Source organism: Paenibacillus woosongensis, assembly GCF_009725165.1.
Taxonomy (GTDB): Bacteria; Bacillota; Bacilli; order Paenibacillales; family Paenibacillaceae; genus Fontibacillus; species Fontibacillus woosongensis.
Map to the genome: position 1 here is coordinate 161,275 of NZ_WNZW01000008.1, position 20,604 is coordinate 181,878.

19 protein-coding genes are annotated in these 20,604 nt (G+C 52.5%); 5 read left to right on the top strand and 14 right to left on the bottom strand.

Annotated elements, in window-relative coordinates:
* Positions 1-111 precede the first annotated feature (111 nt).
* From GNP95_RS18225 to GNP95_RS18270, 10 genes are all read right to left on the bottom strand, one after another.
* Positions 112-867: an SDR family NAD(P)-dependent oxidoreductase gene (locus GNP95_RS18225; protein WP_155612273.1), complete on the bottom strand. Its 756-nt coding sequence runs from the start codon at positions 865-867 to the stop codon at positions 112-114.
* Between the two features lie 91 nt (positions 868-958).
* Positions 959-1,711: an SDR family NAD(P)-dependent oxidoreductase gene (locus tag GNP95_RS18230; RefSeq protein WP_155612274.1), complete on the bottom strand. Its 753-nt coding sequence runs from the start codon at positions 1,709-1,711 to the stop codon at positions 959-961.
* An 18-nt stretch (positions 1,712-1,729) separates the two neighbouring features.
* Entirely contained in the window at positions 1,730-2,137 is a 408-nt protein-coding gene (locus tag GNP95_RS18235; protein ID WP_155612275.1) for a MarR family transcriptional regulator, read from the bottom strand.
* 225 nt (positions 2,138-2,362) lie between these two features.
* Entirely contained in the window at positions 2,363-4,669 is a 2,307-nt protein-coding gene (locus tag GNP95_RS18240) for an ATP-dependent DNA helicase (protein WP_330163504.1), read from the bottom strand.
* Positions 4,670-4,802: 133 nt separating this feature from the next.
* Complete coding sequence (locus tag GNP95_RS18245; protein WP_155612276.1) at positions 4,803-5,801, bottom strand: DUF3829 domain-containing protein; 999 nt, start codon at positions 5,799-5,801, stop codon at positions 4,803-4,805.
* Between the two features lie 150 nt (positions 5,802-5,951).
* Positions 5,952-6,146, bottom strand: a complete 195-nt coding sequence (locus GNP95_RS18250; protein ID WP_155612277.1) for a helix-turn-helix transcriptional regulator — start codon at positions 6,144-6,146, stop codon at positions 5,952-5,954.
* Positions 6,143-6,655, bottom strand: coding sequence for a DUF6773 family protein (locus GNP95_RS18255; protein WP_155612278.1), 513 nt, complete (start codon positions 6,653-6,655; stop codon positions 6,143-6,145). The genes GNP95_RS18250 and GNP95_RS18255 overlap by 4 nt, the downstream gene beginning before the upstream one ends.
* 182 nt (positions 6,656-6,837) lie before the next feature.
* Positions 6,838-8,712 carry an SLC13 family permease gene (locus tag GNP95_RS18260; RefSeq protein ID WP_330163505.1) on the bottom strand — a complete coding sequence of 625 codons (1,875 nt, stop codon included), beginning with the start codon at positions 8,710-8,712 and terminating at the stop codon, positions 6,838-6,840.
* A gap of 212 nt (positions 8,713-8,924) precedes the next feature.
* The gene (locus tag GNP95_RS18265; protein WP_155612279.1) at positions 8,925-9,203 is read right to left on the bottom strand and encodes a hypothetical protein; all 279 of its coding nucleotides are present in this window, start codon (positions 9,201-9,203) and stop codon (positions 8,925-8,927) included.
* A gap of 81 nt (positions 9,204-9,284) precedes the next feature.
* Positions 9,285-10,898 carry a bifunctional metallophosphatase/5'-nucleotidase gene (locus GNP95_RS18270; protein WP_155612345.1) on the bottom strand — a complete coding sequence of 538 codons (1,614 nt, stop codon included), beginning with the start codon at positions 10,896-10,898 and terminating at the stop codon, positions 9,285-9,287.
* 207 nt (positions 10,899-11,105) lie between these two features.
* On the opposite strand from GNP95_RS18270, the gene GNP95_RS18275 reads away from it, so the two are divergent.
* The 5 genes from GNP95_RS18275 to GNP95_RS18295 all read left to right on the top strand — a co-directional run bounded on the left by GNP95_RS18275 (position 11,106) and on the right by GNP95_RS18295 (position 15,789).
* On the top strand, positions 11,106-12,092 hold the full coding sequence (locus GNP95_RS18275) for a phosphate/phosphite/phosphonate ABC transporter substrate-binding protein (RefSeq protein WP_155612280.1): 987 nt from the start codon (positions 11,106-11,108) through the stop codon (positions 12,090-12,092).
* A 160-nt stretch (positions 12,093-12,252) separates the two neighbouring features.
* Complete coding sequence (gene phnC / locus GNP95_RS18280) at positions 12,253-13,026, top strand: phosphonate ABC transporter ATP-binding protein (RefSeq protein ID WP_283926206.1); 774 nt, start codon at positions 12,253-12,255, stop codon at positions 13,024-13,026.
* Positions 13,023-13,823 (top strand): phosphonate ABC transporter, permease protein PhnE, encoded by an 801-nt coding sequence (gene phnE, locus GNP95_RS18285; protein WP_155612282.1) that lies wholly within the window; start codon positions 13,023-13,025, stop codon positions 13,821-13,823. The genes phnC and phnE (GNP95_RS18285) overlap by 4 nt, the downstream gene beginning before the upstream one ends.
* The gene (phnE, locus tag GNP95_RS18290) at positions 13,820-14,623 is read left to right on the top strand and encodes a phosphonate ABC transporter, permease protein PhnE (protein ID WP_155612283.1); all 804 of its coding nucleotides are present in this window, start codon (positions 13,820-13,822) and stop codon (positions 14,621-14,623) included. Before phnE (GNP95_RS18285) ends, phnE (GNP95_RS18290) begins: the two co-directional genes overlap by 4 nt.
* An 83-nt stretch (positions 14,624-14,706) precedes the next feature.
* Positions 14,707-15,789, top strand: coding sequence for a copper amine oxidase N-terminal domain-containing protein (locus GNP95_RS18295; protein ID WP_230873899.1), 1,083 nt, complete (start codon positions 14,707-14,709; stop codon positions 15,787-15,789).
* A gap of 121 nt (positions 15,790-15,910) precedes the next feature.
* Here the strand turns inward: GNP95_RS18295 and GNP95_RS18300 are convergent, their stop codons facing one another.
* From GNP95_RS18300 to GNP95_RS18315, 4 genes are all read right to left on the bottom strand, one after another.
* Positions 15,911-17,950, bottom strand: a complete 2,040-nt coding sequence (locus GNP95_RS18300) for a catalase (RefSeq protein WP_155612285.1) — start codon at positions 17,948-17,950, stop codon at positions 15,911-15,913.
* Positions 17,951-18,082: 132 nt separating this feature from the next.
* Positions 18,083-19,108 carry an HAAS signaling domain-containing protein gene (locus tag GNP95_RS18305; RefSeq protein ID WP_413773761.1) on the bottom strand — a complete coding sequence of 342 codons (1,026 nt, stop codon included), beginning with the start codon at positions 19,106-19,108 and terminating at the stop codon, positions 18,083-18,085.
* A gap of 29 nt (positions 19,109-19,137) precedes the next feature.
* Complete coding sequence (locus GNP95_RS18310) at positions 19,138-19,476, bottom strand: PadR family transcriptional regulator (protein ID WP_155612287.1); 339 nt, start codon at positions 19,474-19,476, stop codon at positions 19,138-19,140.
* A gap of 109 nt (positions 19,477-19,585) precedes the next feature.
* Positions 19,586-20,524, bottom strand: coding sequence for a sigma-70 family RNA polymerase sigma factor (locus GNP95_RS18315; protein WP_330163512.1), 939 nt, complete (start codon positions 20,522-20,524; stop codon positions 19,586-19,588).
* Between the last annotated feature and the right edge of the window lie 80 nt (positions 20,525-20,604).

Genomic DNA, 20,604 nt, shown 5'->3' on the forward strand with positions numbered 1-20,604 from the left:
TGAACAACATAAGAGACCCGTTCCTAATCGTATCCTGAGATACGGGGAACGGGTCTCTTCTCTTTGTGCATTACTTCAAAGCTAAGCTCAATTTAAAGGCGCAAATTAGGCTTACAGCGTTAATCCGCCATCCACGGTAACCAGCGACCCCGTCATGTAGCTGGAATCAGGAGAAGCCAGGAAGGCGACCACCCCGGCGATCTCCTCAGGTTCAGCCGGACGCCCCATGCGCATGTTCGAAATTTCTTCAGGCACATAGCCGCCCTCTTGGAAGGACTTCGCCACGTTTTGGGTCAATGGGGTCTTTACGCCTCCAGGACAAATTGCGTTGACACGGATGCCCTGCTTCACATATTCCATCGCCGCCGACTTCGTTAGTCCGACAACCCCGTGCTTAGTTGCTGAATAGACGCCGGCGCTATGCTCACTGCGGATGCCCGCCGTTGACGCGGTATTGAGGATATGGCCGCCGCCCTGCTTCTCCATTACCTTCAGCACATATTTCATGCCGAGGAAGACGCCTTTTAGGTTGACGGCCACTAGACGGTCGAATTCCGCTTCCTCCACGTCCGCGGTCTTCGCGAATTTCTGTACGACTCCGGCATTGTTGAAGAAAAAGTCGATCCGTCCGTAGGCTTCCACAGCCTTATTGACGAAGTTCTGAACATCCTCGCTCTTAGCCACGTTCGCCTGGACAAAGATCCCTTCCCCGCCCTGCGACTTGACAAGCTGCAGCGTCTCCTCCCCCGTCTCCGCATTGAAGTCGACAAGAACTACCTTGTAGTTTGCCGCCAGCTTCAAGCTGGTGACGCGGCCGATGCCGCTGCCGGCACCTGCAATAACCGCTACCTGCTCCAAATTTGACATGAATGACACTCTCCTTGATGATTATAGTCTTGGTTAGTATGAGCTTGTCTTGTCAACTTCATATCCTATATGAACAAATACATCGGAATTGTTATTTCGCAGCATATCCGCCGTCGATCGGCAGCTCAATCCCCGTAATGTAGGAGGACTCGTCGGATGCGAGGAACAATACGCCTGCGGCGATGTCCCCCGCTTTGCCCAGCCGTGGCAGCGGCGTCATCGAGAGGAACCAGTTTCTCATTTTCTCATCATTCATCATATCGACGGTCATCGGCGTCTCAATAAAGCCCGGGTGCACCGAATTGGCGCGAATGTTATGCTTCGCATAGTCGACAGCTGTCGCCTTGGTGAGCATGCGAACCGCTCCCTTGCTAGCCGTGTACGGGCCTGTACCGCTTCCGCCTGTAAGCCCGGCTATCGAAGAAATGTTAATAATTGAACCGCCGCCATTATTGATCATGTGCGGGATGACATGCTTCTGTCCGAGAAATACGCTAGTTACGTTGATGGACATCGTCTTCTCCCACTGCTCGATGGTCAGCTCCAGAAATGGGGTCGCGTTTGATACCCCGGCATTGTTGACCAGAATATCGATTTTACCGAATTTTGCGATCGTGCCTTCAACCACGCGAACCCAATCCTCTTCGGAGGCTACGTCATGCGTGAAGCCGATCGCCTCCCCGCCGTTCTGCTCAATTTCCCGGACAACCTCCTGAACTTTATCCTCCTGGATGTCGGAAATGGCCACCTTGGCTCCTTCTTTGGCAAAAAGGAGAGCGTCCGCCTTCCCCATCCCTCCGGCTGCACCTGTAATGATAGCAACTTTATGGTCTAATCTACCCATGATGGTATCCTCCCGTTGTCATTTCTGGATCTTGCCGACTGGCAGCAAGCTCCCCATTTTTTCGTAAGCGCTTATCAATGTATCGATTTCTTGTTCCGTAAGACTGTCCCACATCGGTTTGGTCAGCTCCTGGTATCTTTCAAGCATGGTTGCCATCACTTCATGTCCTTGCTCCGTAAGCTGCAGATAGACGCTGCGACGGTCGGTATCCGGGGTTATGCGTTCAATATAACCTTTGGCTGCCAGCTTGTTGGACAGATTAGTTATGGCCGGCAATGTGACATCCAATACCTCTGCCAGCTCTGAGCAGCTCTTCGGCTCGTCCTCAGCCAGAATTTGAATGATCAAATACTGAGGTGCCGTCAAATCGTGCTCGAGCAATTTGGCATAGCCGACGACGAACCGGTTCATATAGCCAGATATCATAGCTGACAAGCGTTCCTGCTTATTCAGCGCCCCTCACCTCTGTTCCTTTTATCCAAAATTTAATTCATCCAATATAATAGTTTAAAGGTTTTAACTATTATATTTTTATCTTAAATCTTAGACGACCAAGAGTCAAATTGTCCCGGCAGGAAAAAAGCACCTTCGAGGCCTAGCAGGCCTCAAAAGTGCTCTTGGATAAATAACATCCTATGGGGACGGCACGGGCTACAATGTGATTATAGCGTGGTCGCTCCACTCCGCTGGAAGCAGCCTGGCGTAATGCGGCTGAAGGTACCGGTCATCGACCAGCACCAGCAATCCCGTGTCCTGCTCGGAACGGATAAGCCGCCCTCCCGCCTGAAGAACCTTGTTCATACCCGGAAACACATAGGCATAATCATAACCGTTCCTCCCCGTCCGATCGAAATAATCGCGGATAATATTCCGCTCCAGGCCGATTTGCGGCAAGCCCACGCCAACAACGACCACGCCCGTCAAGCGGTTGCCCACTAAATCGATGCCTTCGGAGAAAATGCCGCCCATTACCGCAAACCCTATCAATGCCCCGCCGGATCGGCCGGCTTCAAATGCAGCTAAGAAATCCTCCCGCTCTGCCTCCGACATTTCCCCATGCTGAACCAGCGTATCCGCCTTAGGATCTCCTGCCATAAAGCGTTCATAAACCATATTCATGTAAGCATAGGAGGGAAAAAAGAACAAATAGTTCCCGGTCCGCCGCTCCGTCAATTCCCGCAAATAAGCGGCGAGCGGATCTACCGTTGTTGCCCGGTCACGATAGCGCGTCGATAAGGGCAGCAGCACAATCTCCAATTGCTCCCTAGAAAAGGGGGATGGGACAGATAGCGTATAATCATCGGCTTCCGCCCCTAGCATATCCCTGTAAAAGCCGATCGGCGCCAGCGTCGCCGAGAAATAAATATGCGAGCGGTAGCCTTTTCCCATTTCCCGCAGCAGATGAGAGGGGTCCAGACAGAACATTCTTACTCGCACCTCCTGGCCGGAAATATTCACGTACGTTACATAGCGTTCATCGTACAGCTTGCCGATTTTCACAAAATGGACGGCTTCAAAATACGTCTCAAGCAGCAGCGGCCCTGTTTCCGGACCATAGCCCCCTGTCCCCCCAGCCAATTCGCGTTCCGCCTGCTGGACGAAATCCTCCAGCAGCTGCAGCAGCTCGTCTGGAGCCTCGCGCTCGATCAAACGCTTCTCCTCCGCCTGCTTTCTCCGCTGGATGAAATGGGCGTTTACCGCTTTAGCCGCCGCAGACAATCTCTTGTTCGCCGCCTTAAATTCCCGCTGCAATGCGAGAAATGACGACTTGCCGAGCGCGCTGGAAAACATCTCTCTGGAGCGGTCCACCAAGTTATGGGCCTCGTCCACCAGCAAAGCGGTATGCCGTTTGTGCTCGGCAAGCTGCCTTTTCAAGGAAACCCGCGGATCAAAAATATAATTATAGTCGCAAATCACCGCATCGGCGGCATAAGCGGCATCCAGCGAAAATTCGAACGGACAGACACGGTGCTTGCGAGCGTACGCCTCGATGACTCCGCGGTCAATCAAGGTCTCGTGGCCAAGCATATCGAGGATGGCTCCGTTCACCCGATCATAGTAGCCGTCCGCATAAATACAGTCTTCTTTCCGGCAGCTGATCTGTTCCTGAAAGCAAATCTTCTCCTTCGCGGTAATGGTTACCGCATGAAGTTGCAGTCCCGCAGCCTGCAGGCGTGCAAAGGCCTCCTCTGCCGCAGTCCGCGTAATCGTCTTAGCTGTAAGGTAGAAAATACGCTGCAGCAACCCGGTGCCAATCGCCTTAACCGCCGGGAATATCGTCGACATCGTCTTGCCGATTCCCGTCGGCGCCTGGGCAAACAGCTTGACCTTCTCGGCAATGCTTGTATATACTGCGCCCGCAAGCTTTCGCTGTCCTTGACGATACGCTGGAAAAGGAAAGGCTAATCCGTCGATGCTTGCATCCCGCTTCGCCCGGTGAGAATGCAGCATTTCAGCATAAGGGGCGTATCTCTGAATCACATCGGCCACGAATGCCTCCAATTGCTCGCGCGTCATCCTCTGTACGAATCGCTTGTGTACATCCATATCAACCTGAACATATGTCAGCTGAATGTTCATATCCGGGACATCGTTTGCCACGGCATACATATATGCGTAGCATTTCGCCTGCGCCCAGTGGACGGGGAAGGTATCGGACCCAATCTCGTCCAGCTCCATAGCCGTAGATTTGATCTCATCGATCGTCACCTGCCCGTCCTCATCAACCAGCAGGCCGTCGCAACGCCCGTCAATGACGAAGACGAACTCTCCGCAAGGCACTTTCAGCGACAAATATACTTCCTTTTGATCCAATTCTCCGTATTGCTGCTGTGCCCTCTGATGTGCTTTCGTGCCTTCCGTCAAGGTGGCGGCGCTCCGAAATCCGCCCTCCAGGCTTCCGCTTCGGAACACATACTCGACCAGATGACGGACGGCGATTTCTACCTGATGATTCACGATGTCCACCGCCGATCTATTAAGAACATTTGTTCTCTATAGTATAACACGAATCAACATAGGTTAGCGCCAGTTCTTCCTTGAACACAAAAAAGACAGGCTGATATCCGCCTGCCTCTGTTGCAAAAATTTACTATGCCTTATCCATTCGAATATTGTAATTATAAGCGTCGATCAGGTTCGACACCTTAGAGAAGTAGCTGCTCACAAGATTGTTGTCCCTGTTGCTGCTCGTATCCTTTGTTTCTAAAATGGTTAAAATATCGGTTGCCGTTCCGATGACCTCCTGCAAAGCGGCGTCCAATTCCGGGACCGTCGCCCAGGTCTCCTGCTTCCTCCGCTTGGCATCCTTCGCATATTCCGTAAACTGCTTCGAATCCTGAACCAGCAAGTCAAACAAAATTCTATATTCCTCCAGGTTGCAGTCCAAAATATTTTCATCAAAAATTTCGGCTTCAAAAAAGGCCTTTTCAATATCCTGCGCACGCATCACTACGCTAAGGGCATGATACCGGATTAAGTAGTCCTGCTCTTTAAGCTTATCCAAATCACTGAGCTTCTGCTCCGCCGCAATCTGGTCAAAATCGTTATAAAACTGGTTGGCCAATGGCTCGTATGTATGGTATTGGGCAATAAATTGGCTATGCAGCTCCTTGCCTTTGGCAAACTGATCGTCGGCGTACGTCCCATCGTTATAGTAATCGGTTATTTCCTCTATCGTATCCAGCAGATCAAGTATTACCGGGCCTAGTTGAATGAGCGCTTCGTCTGCAGCTCCATACGACGGTTCACCGGCCGCGCGGTCCACTGCAGTGTTCACTGTCTTCGCCAGTCCGTCCAACCCCGGAAAAGAGGCGAGTTCACTGCCGCTGAAGTCCTCGCTGATATACATATTTTCATCCATGCCAAATTCGCTAATATAACCCTCGATCGCTCTATCGAACGTTCCGCCGGTCATCATATTGTTTAAATTAATATAAGCGCCGTACTTGGCGGCTGCATGCTCTTCTTCTATGCTTGCTCCATTGACATTGACGCTTGAGCTTCCCTTCAGCTCATCGATCAAACTGCAGGAGGTCAGCAGGATGCAAAACAATACGCTGCAGAATATGAGATATATCCGACTCCTCATGTTTGGAAGGCCCCCATTCTATTTACCCGTCTGAATTATTTATCGGCTAAACTGTGGGGATTTTTTACTAGAACAGCCATTCTTGCGCAGACAATATGCCCATATCCAAGTAAATCTAGGTTCTGTTGACCGGGATGCCGCTGCCTGCGGCTATTCCTCCCAAAAAAGATCATTCAGCGTCTTCGACAAAGCTTTGCAGATCGCCACGCACAAGCTAAGGCTGGGATTGTACTTTCCAAGCTCGATTAACCCGATGGTCTGCCTCGATACGCCAACGATTTGAGCCAGCTGCTCCTGGGACAAGTCCTTTTCGACTCTCGCCAGCTTCATTCTGAGGTTCTTCATTCCAGATCATCCTTGTTCACGTGAGCACTGGCTTTATTCGCCACTGAATGAAGGCCGAAGGTTAACGCCAGGAACAGCGGAACATAAATCATCAATGAGACGATGGCCACAAGCACGAAATACCAAAGAGACTGCAATCCCCCGTCAGCATAAAGAACTGCGCTGCGGAAGCCAAAGAACAAGGCCAGTCCTACACCCAAAACGCTGCCTGCAATGATATTCTTGGTGCTCATCTTGAATTTGCTCGTTCGATCGTGAACCTCGACGGCATCTGAATAAATACCCAGGGAAGCCGAACGAATCAAATAATAGAGGCTGGAAGCCAGCAAAATGGCGACTTCTGTGATTACCGGTGTATCCGTGCCCAGCATGATGAATTTGCCGATCACCGAAGCCAAGCAGATCAACATGACCAGTATGTATATTTCCTTGTAAATTTTATTTTGGATATTCACGATTCTTTCGTCCGCTTGCTTGCCCCGACTTGAAAGCCATTGAAACCATTTCATGTCCGTACACCCTCTCTGTGTAGATATAATAAACACTCGTTTCACACCCTAAATCTACAACATAAGCGTCATAATGTCAAATATATATTGCATTTAAACAGTTATAATTGTCATTCTGATTTCTCACCCCATAGAAAAACGCCCCCGGTCGCAGCCGCAGCCGCAAACGAGGACGTACCTGATTAAAACGGGAAAAATATCGGCAGCATCGCCACCATCACTATACCGATAAAGATTTGCAGCGGGAGGCCAACCTTAATATAATGGCTGAATTTATATCGTCCAGCTGACATGACAAGTGCGTTTGGCGGCGTCGAGAACGGAGACGCAAAGCACATGCTTGCCCCGATCGAAACCGCAAACAGAAACGGATACGGGCTTACGCCAAGCTGAATCGCTGAGGTAAGGGCGATGGGCGCAAACAGTACCGCGCAAGCCGTATTGCTGATAAACATCGTGAGCAGGGATGTCGTGAAATATACCCCGGCCAGCAGCACAATCGGACCATAACCGCCAAGCGTACTCACCAGCCCCTCGGACAGCAGCGCAGCTGCTCCGGTCTTCTCAATGGCGATCGACATCGGGATCATTCCGCCGATTAAGACGATGCTCTCCCAGTTGATGCTTTTATACGCCTCCTCCATATTGCGGACGCAGCCGAAGACAACCATCAGTACGGCGGCGATCATGACGGCCGCCACAGCAGGCACCAGCTCGGTAATGAGCAGGATCACCATGAGCAGCATAATGCCTGCAGCGATCGGGGCCTTGATGTCCATTGTTACCTTGCGCGATTCTTCGATTGGCTGGCCGACAACAACGACGTTAGCCTGATCCGCAGCCAGCAGCGCGATATCCTTCCACGTGCCTTGGACGAGCAGGGCATCGCCGAATCTCATCCGCTCCTCCTTCAAATTATGCAGCAGATAGTGCTCCTTCCGCTGAATGCCGAGAATATTCACACGGTATTTCTCGCGGAATCCTGAATGCTTGACCAGCCTGCCGATCAGGCTGGAGTTCGGTGTTAACATCACTTCGGCAATGCCCACCTCACTCGTCGCATACTGTGCATCCTGCTCGGGCTGCGGACCGCTTCTTTCCGGGACGTGACGATCAAGCAAGCTCAACCCGTAGTGCAAGGCAAATTGCTCCGCTCGCTCAAACGTACCGTTGACATACAGAATATCATCCTCGTGAATGACGGTATCCGGCCCGGCAATCTCTTGGTTAATCGTCTTGAAAAATTGGTTCTTCGCCGAGATTTTACGGCGGATTTCAATGATGTTGACCTCGAACCTGGCCGAAATATCAAGCTCCTGCAGCGTTTTTGATTGAATCGGCGAATCCTTACCTACCTGAACGCGAAATAAATTTTGCGTTAACTGATACTGCCTGGCGAGCTCCTGTAGCGAGCGGCCATTCTTCTTCCGCTTGCCCTCCGCCCTCTGGTGGTCAGGCAGAAAGCGGCGCAGAAAGAGCAGGCCGACGATGCCCGCAGCCAAGCAGACGAGGCCAACCGGTGTAAAGCTGAAAAAGGACAGCCCTTTATACCCGGCCTGCTGGAGCGTCTCCTGGATCACCAGGTTCGGCGGCGTACCAATCAGTGTCAGCATCCCGCCAAGACTGCTGGCAAAGGCGAGCGGCATGAGCAGCTTGCCTGGATGGGTACCCGCACTTATTGCCAGGCTCACGACGATTGGCATCATCACGGCAACCGTGCCGGTATTGCTGACAAAGGCGCCGATAAACGAAGTTACAAGCATAACCATAATCAGCAGCCGGGTCTCGCTCGTCCCCGCCAGGCGAAGCAGTATCCGGCTCGCCATCTTGGCCAGCCCAGTCTGAAGTATGCCTCCGCCCACGACGAACAATCCGATCATCATGATTACGACCGAATTGGAGAAGCCGGATAGCGCCTCAGCTGGAGTAAGGATGCCCAGCAGCATCAAAATGATCAGCGATCCGATCGCTACGAGATCAGACCGGATTTTTCCCGAAACAAACAGCACCGATGCCGTTATCAGAACGATAAGAGTGATGATCATTGGGCCATTCACGGTTGTTCCTCCTATGTAAAACCTGGATTTATTTCGTTATGTACGAACTTCAATAGCCATATCATAACATTGGGCCAAGCTGGGGAATAGGTGTTTCGACAAGAAACATACTTTACCGGCTTTATGCCGGGGCCTATTATCACCCGGTGCGGCGCAAAAATCCCCTTCAGCCGCTCAGGCAAAGAAGGGGATTTGAATAGTCTCAAAAGGCTCTAATCCACGTAGCCGGCAAGACCCTTGTCCATCAAGTAATCCATCTCCAGCTCCAGGATTGTCTCCACGGTCAGCTCGTCCAGCTTCACGTCCGGCCGGCTCAGCACGTAATCCACCAGCTCATCGCCATCGATATCGACATCGCCTTTGGCGCCCTTATGGGCATTGTTGATGAACGCTTCCTCATGCTTCAGCACAGCCCGGATCGCCTCCGGTTTCGCTCCGGTGCGCTCGGCAATGTACTGAACGAGTTCTTGCTCATTAATTTGTTCGCTCATGAATGGTCAGCTCCTCTTTCACGATAAGTTATGCGCATCAGCTGAAGTTCTCATACAACTTCTAGCTTGCCCTGATGTCTGTCATTGTACCATAGGATTGTGCGCAATAACCCGCCAATTATGGTCGCAGCTGGCCTGAATGATCCGGTGCTTCCGAATGTATTCCGCGACCAGCTCAGCCATGTCGGCCGCGATTTCCCGCACGACGGGCTTTCCTTTGAACATTTCATAATCTCCCCCGCCGCCGGCCCGGTAGCTGTTCATGACCACATCCATTTCCGTCTCATCCTCAATTTCGTTGCCGGCAAGATCCGTCAGTTTCATAACCCGCTGCCCGAGCGGCTTAGCTGGGTCCAGCTCATACCGGATGCCTTCCCACATATCGTAATTGTAATGCTGGGCTTTCGGCTCCAAGTAGGCTGAACTGACCGTAGGCCTGCCATCCGGGCCGGCCACGAAATAAGCAGCCGTCTGCTCCAATGCATCCCGAATATCCTTCCCCTTCAGCCGGAGCACCGTCAACGTATTGGGGTACATGAAATTGCCCAGCACATCGCGCATGGTTACGGTTGTGCCAAAGCCGCGGGACTCCTCACTCAGCAAGGCGGCGCACGATACCGCGGCCCCAGCGGCCTCCATCTGCACTTTATTTACGAACTCAATGAAAGGATGATCCGCCGTCCTGCAGATTAACGGACTGTGGATGCGCATATCTCCCGCCACCTGCCCGATTGGCTGATCCAGCCAGCTCTGTGTTGCGGCCTCCAGACTGGAGAACATCTCCAGAATCGTCCTGTCTGCATTTACCGAATCATCGACCAGGAGCAGCTCTGCCGTTTTACGGCGAATGATCCATCCTTCCTCCTGCTTCTCCAGACAAACTACGACCTTGCCCAAAGCCTGTCCCAAGCTGCCGGGCTGGACTACGGTAACATCACCAAGCTGCGTCGCCAGGAAACGATGCTGATGTCCGGTAATCAGCACATCTATGCCTTCTACTTCCCGGCAAAGCGCGTAGCCCTGATTTTCCCCGGTCAGCTTCTCGCTTGCTTCTCCGCTGGCCAGATCCCGCTCGAAGCCGCCGTGATAACAGACGACGAGCAGATCGGGGCGCTCCCTCTTCCGGATCAAAGATACCCATGCCTTCGCCGTCTCAATCGCGTCACGAAACTCGAGGCCTTCAAGATACAGCGGATTCTCCCAATTGGGAATATACTGCGTCGTCAGGCCAAGAATCGCCACTTTGACAGGATCATCTAGCGGGCCTCTCTGTTTGATGATATAAGGTACGCCGAAGGCAGGCTCCCCCGTCTTGGCATCGATAATGTTTGCCGACAACCAGGGGAACTCCGACATTTCCATAACGCGGCGCAGCACATCCTGCCCGTAATTGAACTCATGGTTCCCCGGGACAGCCGCGTCATAGGACAGACGGTTCAGTACAGCCGCCGCTGGATGGGTTGCCCCCGTTCCCTTCTTTACATCATACGAGGCCATCGGCGACCCTTGTATCAAATCGCCGTTATCCAGCAAGAGCAGGTCGGGAGCTTGCCGCCGTTCCTCCTGGATTAGCGAGGCTATTTTGGCCAGACCCAGGTTCTTATCCTCTGCCGTTCTATAATCTGTAGGGTAAATATGCCCGTGAATATCGCTTGTCACAAGAATTTCAATTTCGCAGGCTGCCGTTTTATTCATCGCCATCTTCAAGTCCCTTCTATAGCTAATTTCCAACGCGTTTCCTATTTAGTCTATCAGGCCAAATCATGATTTATATTAAATAGGCAGTCCCGAAAATCACATTTTTTTACATAATACTATAATTCTGCTGACAAGCCGTTAATAAACCTCTCTTATAGTTAATGGTGCAATCCAAAAAATAGATTTATGTGGAGGTCATACCGTTTGAAGAAGATCACCCGATTTATACTGCCTTTATTTATGTCCGTCGCCTTCCTTAGCGGCTGCGGCAGCAATGCTGCTGTCAGCAATACCGGAACAGATACTGCGGCGAACGCATCCGCCGATCAGCAGAACCAAGCGGCAAACGCGCCGAAAGTCGAAGGTTATGTGCCGGAGACGCTCACCGTGCAATTCGTTCCATCCCAGAATGCTGATACCCTTGAAGCAAAAGCAAAACCGCTGGAAAAGCTGCTGAGCGACCGCCTTGGCATTCCTGTCAAAGTCAGCGTATCGACCGATTACAATACCATTATTGAAGCGATGGCTTCCAAGAAAGTTGATGTCGGCTTCCTTCCGCCAACCGCTTATGTTCTGGCTAAAGAGAAAGGCGCTGCCGATGTCATTCTGCAAGCCCAGCGTTATGGGGTACAGGATGATACGGGCGCTCCGACCGAAGAGCTCGTCGATTTCTATAAAGCTATGATTATCGTCAAGAAAGACTCCCCGATCCAGTCCGTAAGCGATTTGAAAGGCAAGCGCATCGCCTATCAGAACGTCACATCCTCCGCAGGCTTCGTATGGCCTGCCGGCAAGCTGATGGAATCGGGGCTCGATCCGCTTAAAGACGTGCAAGCCATTACGGTTAAAGGACATGACCAGGGCGTGCTCGCCGTATTGAACGGAGATGTTGATGCCGCAGCGATTTTTCAGGATGCCAGAAACGTCGTAAAGAGCGACTATCCGACGGTATTTGAGGATACACGGGTGCTGGCGTTCACCGAGCCGATTCCGAACGACACGGTTTCCATTCGCACGGACATGAACGCAGAGTGGAGCGAGAAAATCGCCAACGCCTTCATCGATATCGGCAAGGATGAAGCAGGACGCGCGATCATTCAGGAAATATACTCGCATGAGGGTTATGTGAAATCGGAAGACAGCACCTTCGATATCGTGCGTGAATACGGGGAGAAAGTGAAGACAGAGTAAGCTGACTATTTGGAATGGGGAACCTCTGAACACCGTACGCAAAATGAGCAAGCCAGTTGGAGTGCTGCCGCACTGTGACTGGCTGTGCCTGTTCTTAGAGATGCTTAGAGCTGTTAAGCGGAATTGTTCGATAAAACTATTATAAGGAATGATCATTTACGTGATAGAGCTTACAAATGTATCCAAGACTTATCCCAACGGAACAAAGGGTCTAAACCAGATTAGCCTGTCTATTTCCCAAGGCGAGTTTGTCGTCATCGTCGGACTGTCGGGGGCAGGCAAATCAACGCTGCTGCGTGCAATGAACCGGCTGCATGACATTACCGAGGGGGACATCCGCATCGGCGGCAAGTCGATTACGAACGCATCGGGGCAGCAGCTTCGCAGCATTCGCCGCGATATCGGGATGATTTTTCAAAGCTTCAATCTGGTTAAACGCTCTACTGTGCTGCGCAACGTGATGGCCGGACGGGTCGGCTACCACTCTACGCTGCGCACCGTCCTGGGGTTATTCCCGAAGGAGGACACCGATATCGCCTTTGAGGCGCTTAGCCGCGTCAACATCGCCGAAAAAGCCTACGTTCGGGCCGACCAGCTGTCCGGCGGACAGCAGCAGAGGGTTGCTATTGCCCGCGTGCTCGCCCAGGAAGCCAAAATTATCCTCGCTGATGAGCCGGTCGCCTCTCTTGATCCATTGACGACGAAGCAGGTCATGGACGATTTAAAAAGAATCAACCAGGAGCTCGGCATTACGACGATCGTCAATCTGCATTTCATCGATTTGGCCAGAGCGTACGCCACTCGGATCATCGGGCTCAGAGCGGGAGAGGTCGTCTTTGACGGCCCTGTGTCCGAGGCAACGGACGAGGTCTTCGCTTCCATTTATGGACGGCCGATTCAACAGGATGAATTGCTGGAGGAGCGGGTCGTATGAACGCCAAGCCAAGCCTCCCTATCCATGCCCGCCCGAAGGCCCCTAGCCGGTTAAAGCATGTGCTGACGGCAGCTATTATCCTGCTTCTTCTCTGGGGAAGCGCAGTGCAAACGGAATCGACGCTCAGCGAGCTTGTAGCTGGCCTGCCCAATATGCTTGATCTGCTGCGGGAAATGTTTCCGCCGAAATGGAGCTATTTCAGCCATATTATCGATGCAATGCTTGAGACAATTCGCATGGCCCTCGTAGGAACGACGCTCGGAGCCATCGGCGCTATTCCCGTCGCCCTGCTGTGCGCCAGCAATTTGGTCAAATCCCGCTGGGTTTATTATCCGGTGCGTTTCCTCCTTAATCTCGTACGTACGATCCCGGATTTGCTGCTGGCCGCCCTGTTCGTCGCCATATTCGGGCTCGGTCCGCTGCCGGGCATATTTGCCCTGGCGGTATTCTCAATGGGACTCATCGCCAAGCTGACCTATGAAGCGCTGGAGACGATCGATAACGGCCCGCTGGAGGCGATGACCTCTGTCGGCGCGAACGCCCCGCAGCGAATCGCTTACGGCGTCATTCCGCAAATTCAGGCGCACTTCGCTTCTTACGTGCTTTATACCTTCGAAATTAATGTGCGGGCGGCGGCCATTCTCGGTCTTGTCGGCGCCGGGGGCATCGGGCACTATTACGAGGTGACTTTAGGTTTTCTGGAATATGACAAGACCAGTGCCATCATTATTTTTACATTAGCTATCGTGCTTGTGATCGACTATGTGAGCATGAAGCTGCGGGAGAAGCTGCTATGACAAAACCAGGAAACGAAATCAGGCGCAAGCCGAGGAAACGAGCCTATCGGTGGCTCATATACGCCGCGCTCGCCATTATTTATATATGGGCATTCGCCGGCATCCCTTACACCGGCATCAAAGAAACAGCCGGGCAAATTACGAAGGCAATCATAGCCGGGATCTTCTCGCCGGATTGGGATTACGTATATTTGCCCGACGGCGAAGATTTGCTGCGAGGGCTGCTGGATACGCTGGCCATTTCCATGCTTGGCACCTTTATATCGACGGTCATTTGCATTCCTTTTGCCTTCTGGGCAGCCACCAATATGAGCTCATCCCGATGGGTATCCGGCTCCGGAAAAATGATTCTGAGCTTCATCCGTACTTTTCCAGAGATTATTATGGCCATCCTGTTCATTAAGGCCGTCGGACCGGGCTCTTTCGCCGGGGTACTGGCGCTTGGACTGCATTCCGTAGGCATGCTGGGCAAGCTGTTTGCCGACGAGGTCGAAAGTTTGGACAAAGGCCCCGTCGAAGCCTTGATTGCCTCGGGAGCGAGCCGCCTGCAAATCATGTGGTTCGCCGTGATCCCTCAGGTACTGCCAGGTTTTCTGTCCTATACCTTATACCGATTTGAAATTAACGTCCGTTCCGCAACCATTCTCGGGATCATTGGGGCGGGTGGAATCGGAACGCCGCTCATTTTTGCCCTGAGCTCGCGAAACTGGGAGAGGGTCGGCATTATTCTGCTTGGCATCGTCGTCATGATTACAATCATCGACATGATCTCTGGTTCGATCCGTAAAAAGCTGGTATAATTCGTCACCTTGTGCAACATTTCCATAAACACTCCCGTCTTGGTTTGTAGAGTTACTTACAATACAAGTCGAGAGGAATGACAATGATGAATACTACTTTGAGAACTTCGCTGGCCATGCTGGCATTGTCCACGGCGATCGTAGCTTCTGGCGCTGCGGCGGCAGAGCCGGCAGCGAGCCAGCCATCGGCCTCAGCAAATATCGCGCCGATCGTTTCCTCGCCGCAGGCATCAGCTATCGCAATTGAAGTCGACGGAACGCTTCTGCCTGGGGCGGCCTACCAAGCGCATGGCGGGGAAGCCACAATGCTGCCGCTCCGTGCTGTTGCGGAGCAGCTGGGTTATACCGTGAAATGGAGTCAAGCGGATCGTTCCGCCATTATAAGCAAGGACGATATGAGCGCAGCCGTTACGGCTGGAGCGAAGGAATATGGGGTTAACGGGAGCAGCGCCTCTCTTCCCGCCGCTCCTGAGTTAACGGAGGGACAACTGCATGTGCCGTCCGCCTTTGTCGAGAATGCACTGCATGCCACCGTAGCCATCAGCGCCGGTTCTGTCTCTATTACAACTCAGGCGCAGCAGCCAGAGCAGCCGGTGCATCAGCAAACCGCCCAAACCACCGGCGTTATCACCGCCATTCAGGATGACGAGAAATACGCCTCGGTTCATATCCAGGGAGTCTGGCCTGACGGGCTTGTTCTGAAAGTCAGCGAGGACACCGTATATCAACGTGCTGACGAAACGAAGCTGGAGTGGTCGGATCTGCGGCTTGGAATGACCGTGAAGGCGGAACATTCGCTAGCCATGACCCTCAGCCTGCCGCCTCAGACAGGAGCCTACACCCTCACCGTACTAGACGCCGAATTGCCCGGCGAGCTGCTCGGAACCGCAGGGACGGTCGAGGAAATCCGCACGGATGAGCAAGGTCATGCCAGTTATCTGGTCAAGGGCCAAGGGTTGACCAACCTGTCCCAGAATGACATCGTTCTTCGGCTCAGCGACGATACGGCTATCGTGGATAAAGAGGGCAAGCCTGTAGAGCCGGGCTCCATCGAGCAAGGAACTAAGGTCATCGGGTTTTATCAGCCCGTCATGACGAAAAGCCTGCCCGCGATCAGCCAAGCGGTTAAAATTGTAGTAGAAACCGAGCTGCCCCAGCAACCATAATGAATAACAGACGCCCCGCAGTTGGAATCACTCTCCACTGCGGGGCGTCTTGCCGTATCTCTATCAATTCTCCGCAAGCATCTGCGGCTTTTGTCGCGGTTGGCCCGCAAGCTGCCTCTGCTCAGACGCGATCCCAGTGACGATGAGCCGCAATGGCCTCAATGAAGCCGGCTGCAAAATTGCTGCCGCTCTCCCCCGTAACGACACCTGGGCTGTTCTCCATTTGCGGCTCCAGCCACTTCATGCCGCCCGCGGCTGCCCCAATCGGCTTATAATGCGAGTAAGCCTCCTGAATAAAAGAAGCCGCCTTCCGGTCTGAGTCAGCAGAGGCGAGCTCACCGCCAAGTGCGTAAACCGCATCGAACAAGACGGAGTCGGCGGTCAGGAACGTATACACGACCTCGCATTCCGTATTCTCCGATCCGTGGAGCACGCCAAGCTTGTCGCTAATGAATTCAGCCTGAACCCCTTCGGCGATCAGCGCATTCAGCACCGATTTCGCCTCGGCTCCGTCAAAGCCCGTACCTACGATCACACCAACCTTGCGGGTCCTCGGCGACTTTACCGTGTTCTCCTGGCTCAGCGCCGGGGATGATTTGCTGGACTGCGATCCCGCTCCCGATGGAGGTATAGCCCCAATCGCTTCGGCGACCGGAACAGCCAGCTTCAGGCTGACATTGCCGAGCATGTCAACCACCTGCTGGCGTACCGACTTGCTCTTGACCTTGCCGAGCTCGAACGAAAAGGCGTCGATGATGTGCTGCTTCTCCGCCAGGCTCATACTGTTCCAGAAGAGGGTCGCCTGGGAAAAGTGATCCTTGAAGCTCTCGCTCCGAGCACGGATTTTGCGGCCGTCGACCTTTTCCTGGTAATGAACATAGCCGCCTTCTGCCTCCGCCGCAGGCGACGGCGTATTCCCGGCCAACGAGTTATTATGATAACTGACCTGGCCTACATTAATTGTCTGGCGCCCATAGCCGTCCCGCTGATTGTTGTGGAACGGGCACACCGGACGGTTAATCGGCAGCTCATGAAAGTTCGGTCCCCCAAGCCGAATCAGCTGCGTATCCGTATAGGAGAACAAGCGGCCCTGCAGCAGCGGGTCATTGGTGAAATCGATCCCTGGCACGACATGCCCCGGATGGAAGGCCACCTGCTCTGTCTCCGCAAATACGTTGTCCACGTTGCGATTCAGCGTCATTTTTCCAATCAGTTGTACAGGGATGTCCTCTTCCGGCCACAGCTTGGTTGCATCGAGAATATCGAAATCGAATTTGAACTCGTCTTCCTCCGGGAGAAGCTGAACGCCCAGCTCATACTCCGGATAATTGCCCTGCTCAATCGACTCCCATAGATCCCGGCGATGAAAGTCCGGGTCTTTCCCCGCAATCTTCTGCGCCTCGTCCCAGACGAGCGAATGCGTCCCTAGCACAGGCTTCCAATGGAACTTCACAAAGTGGGCCTTCCCCTGTTCGTTAACGAACCGGAAGGTATTCACCCCGAAGCCCTCCATCATCCGGAAGCTGCGCGGGATGGCGCGGTCCGACATCGCCCACATGATCATATGCGCGGATTCCTGGTTGTTCGCCACGAAATCCCAGAATGTATCATGAGCCGTGGCCGCCTGGGGCATTTCATGATGCGGCTCGGGCTTCAGCGCGTGTATCAAATCCGGAAATTTGATAGCATCCTGGATGAAGAATACGGGAATATTGTTGCCGACCAGATCATAGTTGCCTTCCTCGGTATAGAACTTCGTCGCAAACCCCCGTGCGTCACGCACCGTCTCCGCCGAGCCGCGGGAGCCTGCAACGGTAGAGAAGCGGACGAACACGGGAGTTACAGTCCCGGGCTCCTGCAGAAATTTGGCCTTTGTGTACGGCTTCATGGATGTATATAGCTCAAACTCCCCATGAGCCGCGAATCCCCGTGCATGCACGACGCGCTCCGGGATGCGTTCATGGTCGAAATGCGTCATTTTCTCCCGGAAATGAAAGTCCTCCATCAGTGTCGGGCCCCTCTCCCCGGCCTTAAGGGAGAATTCGTCCTCCGAGACGCGCAGGCCCTGGTTTGTCGTCATCTTCTGGCCTTCATCCTTCACGCGAAACTGCTCCAACTGCTCCTGCTTACGATTGCCGCCTGATTTGTGCTGCTCATCCATAACACTGATTCCTCCCCGATCGAGATCGTTAGTCAGCGTACAGAGTACGTACGCTAACCTTTACCCCAATGGGAGTCCCGGCAAACAAATATCCTTGTATACCAAGTTGTTCCAGATACAAGCACTGGGCCGTTAGTGATTCTTAACATTCCCCATGGCACCCTTATGAATGGGATACACCTTCAAGCATACCGACACTATATCAATCGCAGTCACAATGGCCACGATAGATATCAGCCAGTGCTGACCCCCGCCCCAGATCGTCTGAACCCATTCAAACGCCTCGCTGCCCGGAGTCAAAATATTTAACTGCACCAGTTGATCTACAAAATAAGGGTTCCAGACCTCAGAATCTTTGAACATAATAACCAGCAAAATAAATGTGAGCGCATTTAATGCCACATGGGACAGCACCACACCGCGCGTCCATTTGCCGAAAATAATCTTGACCGATTCCTTCAATATGCTAAGCGCTGTAAGACCCCAGATGAGCGGTAAATACCGGGCAAAGTTCTCTACATTGAAAATGGGAACGACCTCCCTGAAATTCTCCCGAAACACAATCACTCCGATCAGCTCTACCGAGAACGTAAACAAGACGGCGAACAATACGGAGAAAATAATCCCCACGATAGGCTCGCCTCGCTTAATGAGCAGCCTGCGGTCAGGGATCTCCGGCAAGTCGGCAAGAGACCATTCCCGCTTGCTTTTGTTCAAATCCTCCGGCTTCACGCCAGCATATTCAATAATGGCAAAGGTAACGGTCACCCAAGCGAAGCCTTGCACACCGATGGTTATAATCGATACGATATATGAAATAAAATGCTGCAGCGTCTCCGCTGGCGTAATGAGAGCTTCAACAGCGAAGCTCGCCGAAAGCCCGATGCCAATAGAGATCAGGACAATTCGCAGTACTGAGATATAAGCATCGAAAAATCCGGGGCCAATCAAATATCTTGGCCGGGCGCGGTATTGATCCGCCAGCTTATGCGGGCTTCCCAGCTCCCGGAGCACCGCTTCAATGTCGCCATCCGTCACCGGCCCGCCCTGCGTGCGCTCGTCCAGCATGTCCTCAATCAAGCCCTCCAGCTCCAGCCTGATTTCCTCCCTCTGTCCTTCGGGCAGCTTCTGAGTTACAGCATAAATATACCTCTGCACATAATCCAAGAGTCACTCCTCCTCAAAAATCAATTCAAGTCCAGCAAACCTTCCACACTTCGGTTCAATTCCTTCCATTCCGTGCATAGCTGCCGGTACACCTCGGTTCCGAATTCGCTCCGCCGGTAATACTTCCGCGGCCGGCTCTCCGTCGTATCCCACTCGCTGTCCAGCAGCCCCTGTTTCTCCAGTCTTCTTAGCAAGGGATACAGCGTGCCGGGGTCAATAGACATGCCCTTCTCTTCCAAGATCATCACCAGCGAATATCCGTACTGGGGCTCTGACAGCTGGCTGAGCACGCCAATAATGATCGTTCCCCGCCGCAGCTCCTGCAGTAATCCATTCACGACCTCTTGAATGTCAGTCATCTTATCAACTCCTGCTCCTAATATACTGTATGCCACACACTATTGTAAAGTGCATAATATTATTTAATATATAGTCTCATAAAAAAAGCATGGGCAAGATCCGGGGATCTTACTCATGCAAGGCAGACTGGACATGATTCAATTTATAGGGATTAAGCAGCAAATATAAATTTTGGATGCGGTTTGATTCGCTTGCCCATCGAAAGCATAATATGCCCTTCAATTGACCTTCTAACAAAAAGACAAGGTTCACTTCTCCATTGACCTCTGTCAACACAGCTTCCCACCTGCGCAATTCCTTAAATGCTTTGGGCGAAGTCAACAAAGCCAGCACACGCTTCCGGCTTGTAATCGGAAAAATAGCGGAACGAGTGTAACCGCCCCCGTCGCTTATCATTACCGCATCTTCAGAGAGCAGTTCCAGCAGCTCCTCCATTTGGTATCGCTCGAAAGCGGCAATAAACCGCTCGATCAACTTTCTTTTGTTCCCCTCATCAAGGGTAGGATGATCGTCAATCCTTATCTCCTCCGAATTGAGGCTCTTCTTCGCCCGGCTGCATATTTTGCGGCAATTGCTCTCCGATTTGCCCAGCATCTCTGAAATTGCAGGATAGTCGTACTGAAACACTTCCCGAAGCAAATATACCGCCCGCTCCATCGGGGTAAGACGCTCAAGCATGACCAGATAGGCATAAGAAATGGCGTCCTGCCGCTCCAGTGTCCGCTCGGGAGAATCGTAGTCAGAGACGAGCGGCTCTGGAAGCCATTCTCCGACATATACTTCCCTCTGCTTCCGCGCTGACTTCAATACGTTCAGGCTGCGATTCGTAATTCCTTTTGCCAAATAGGCTTTGACATCTCGAATTTCTGTCATATCCTTGGATTGCATCTCCGCAAACCAGTCCTGAACCACATCCTCGGCGTCAGATATAACGCCCAGCATCCGATAGGCTATGGAAAAAGCATATGTCCGATAATTCCGGTACAATGCGTCGATGTCCATCCCCATTTGCACGGAACGAGCATCCTCATTCTGCAATGGTTGCACCAATCCTGCACCTCCTCCCAACGCCAAAAAGAAGCCCGGGAAGGCTTCCTTTCGGCATTTCCTATGTGATTATTCTACCA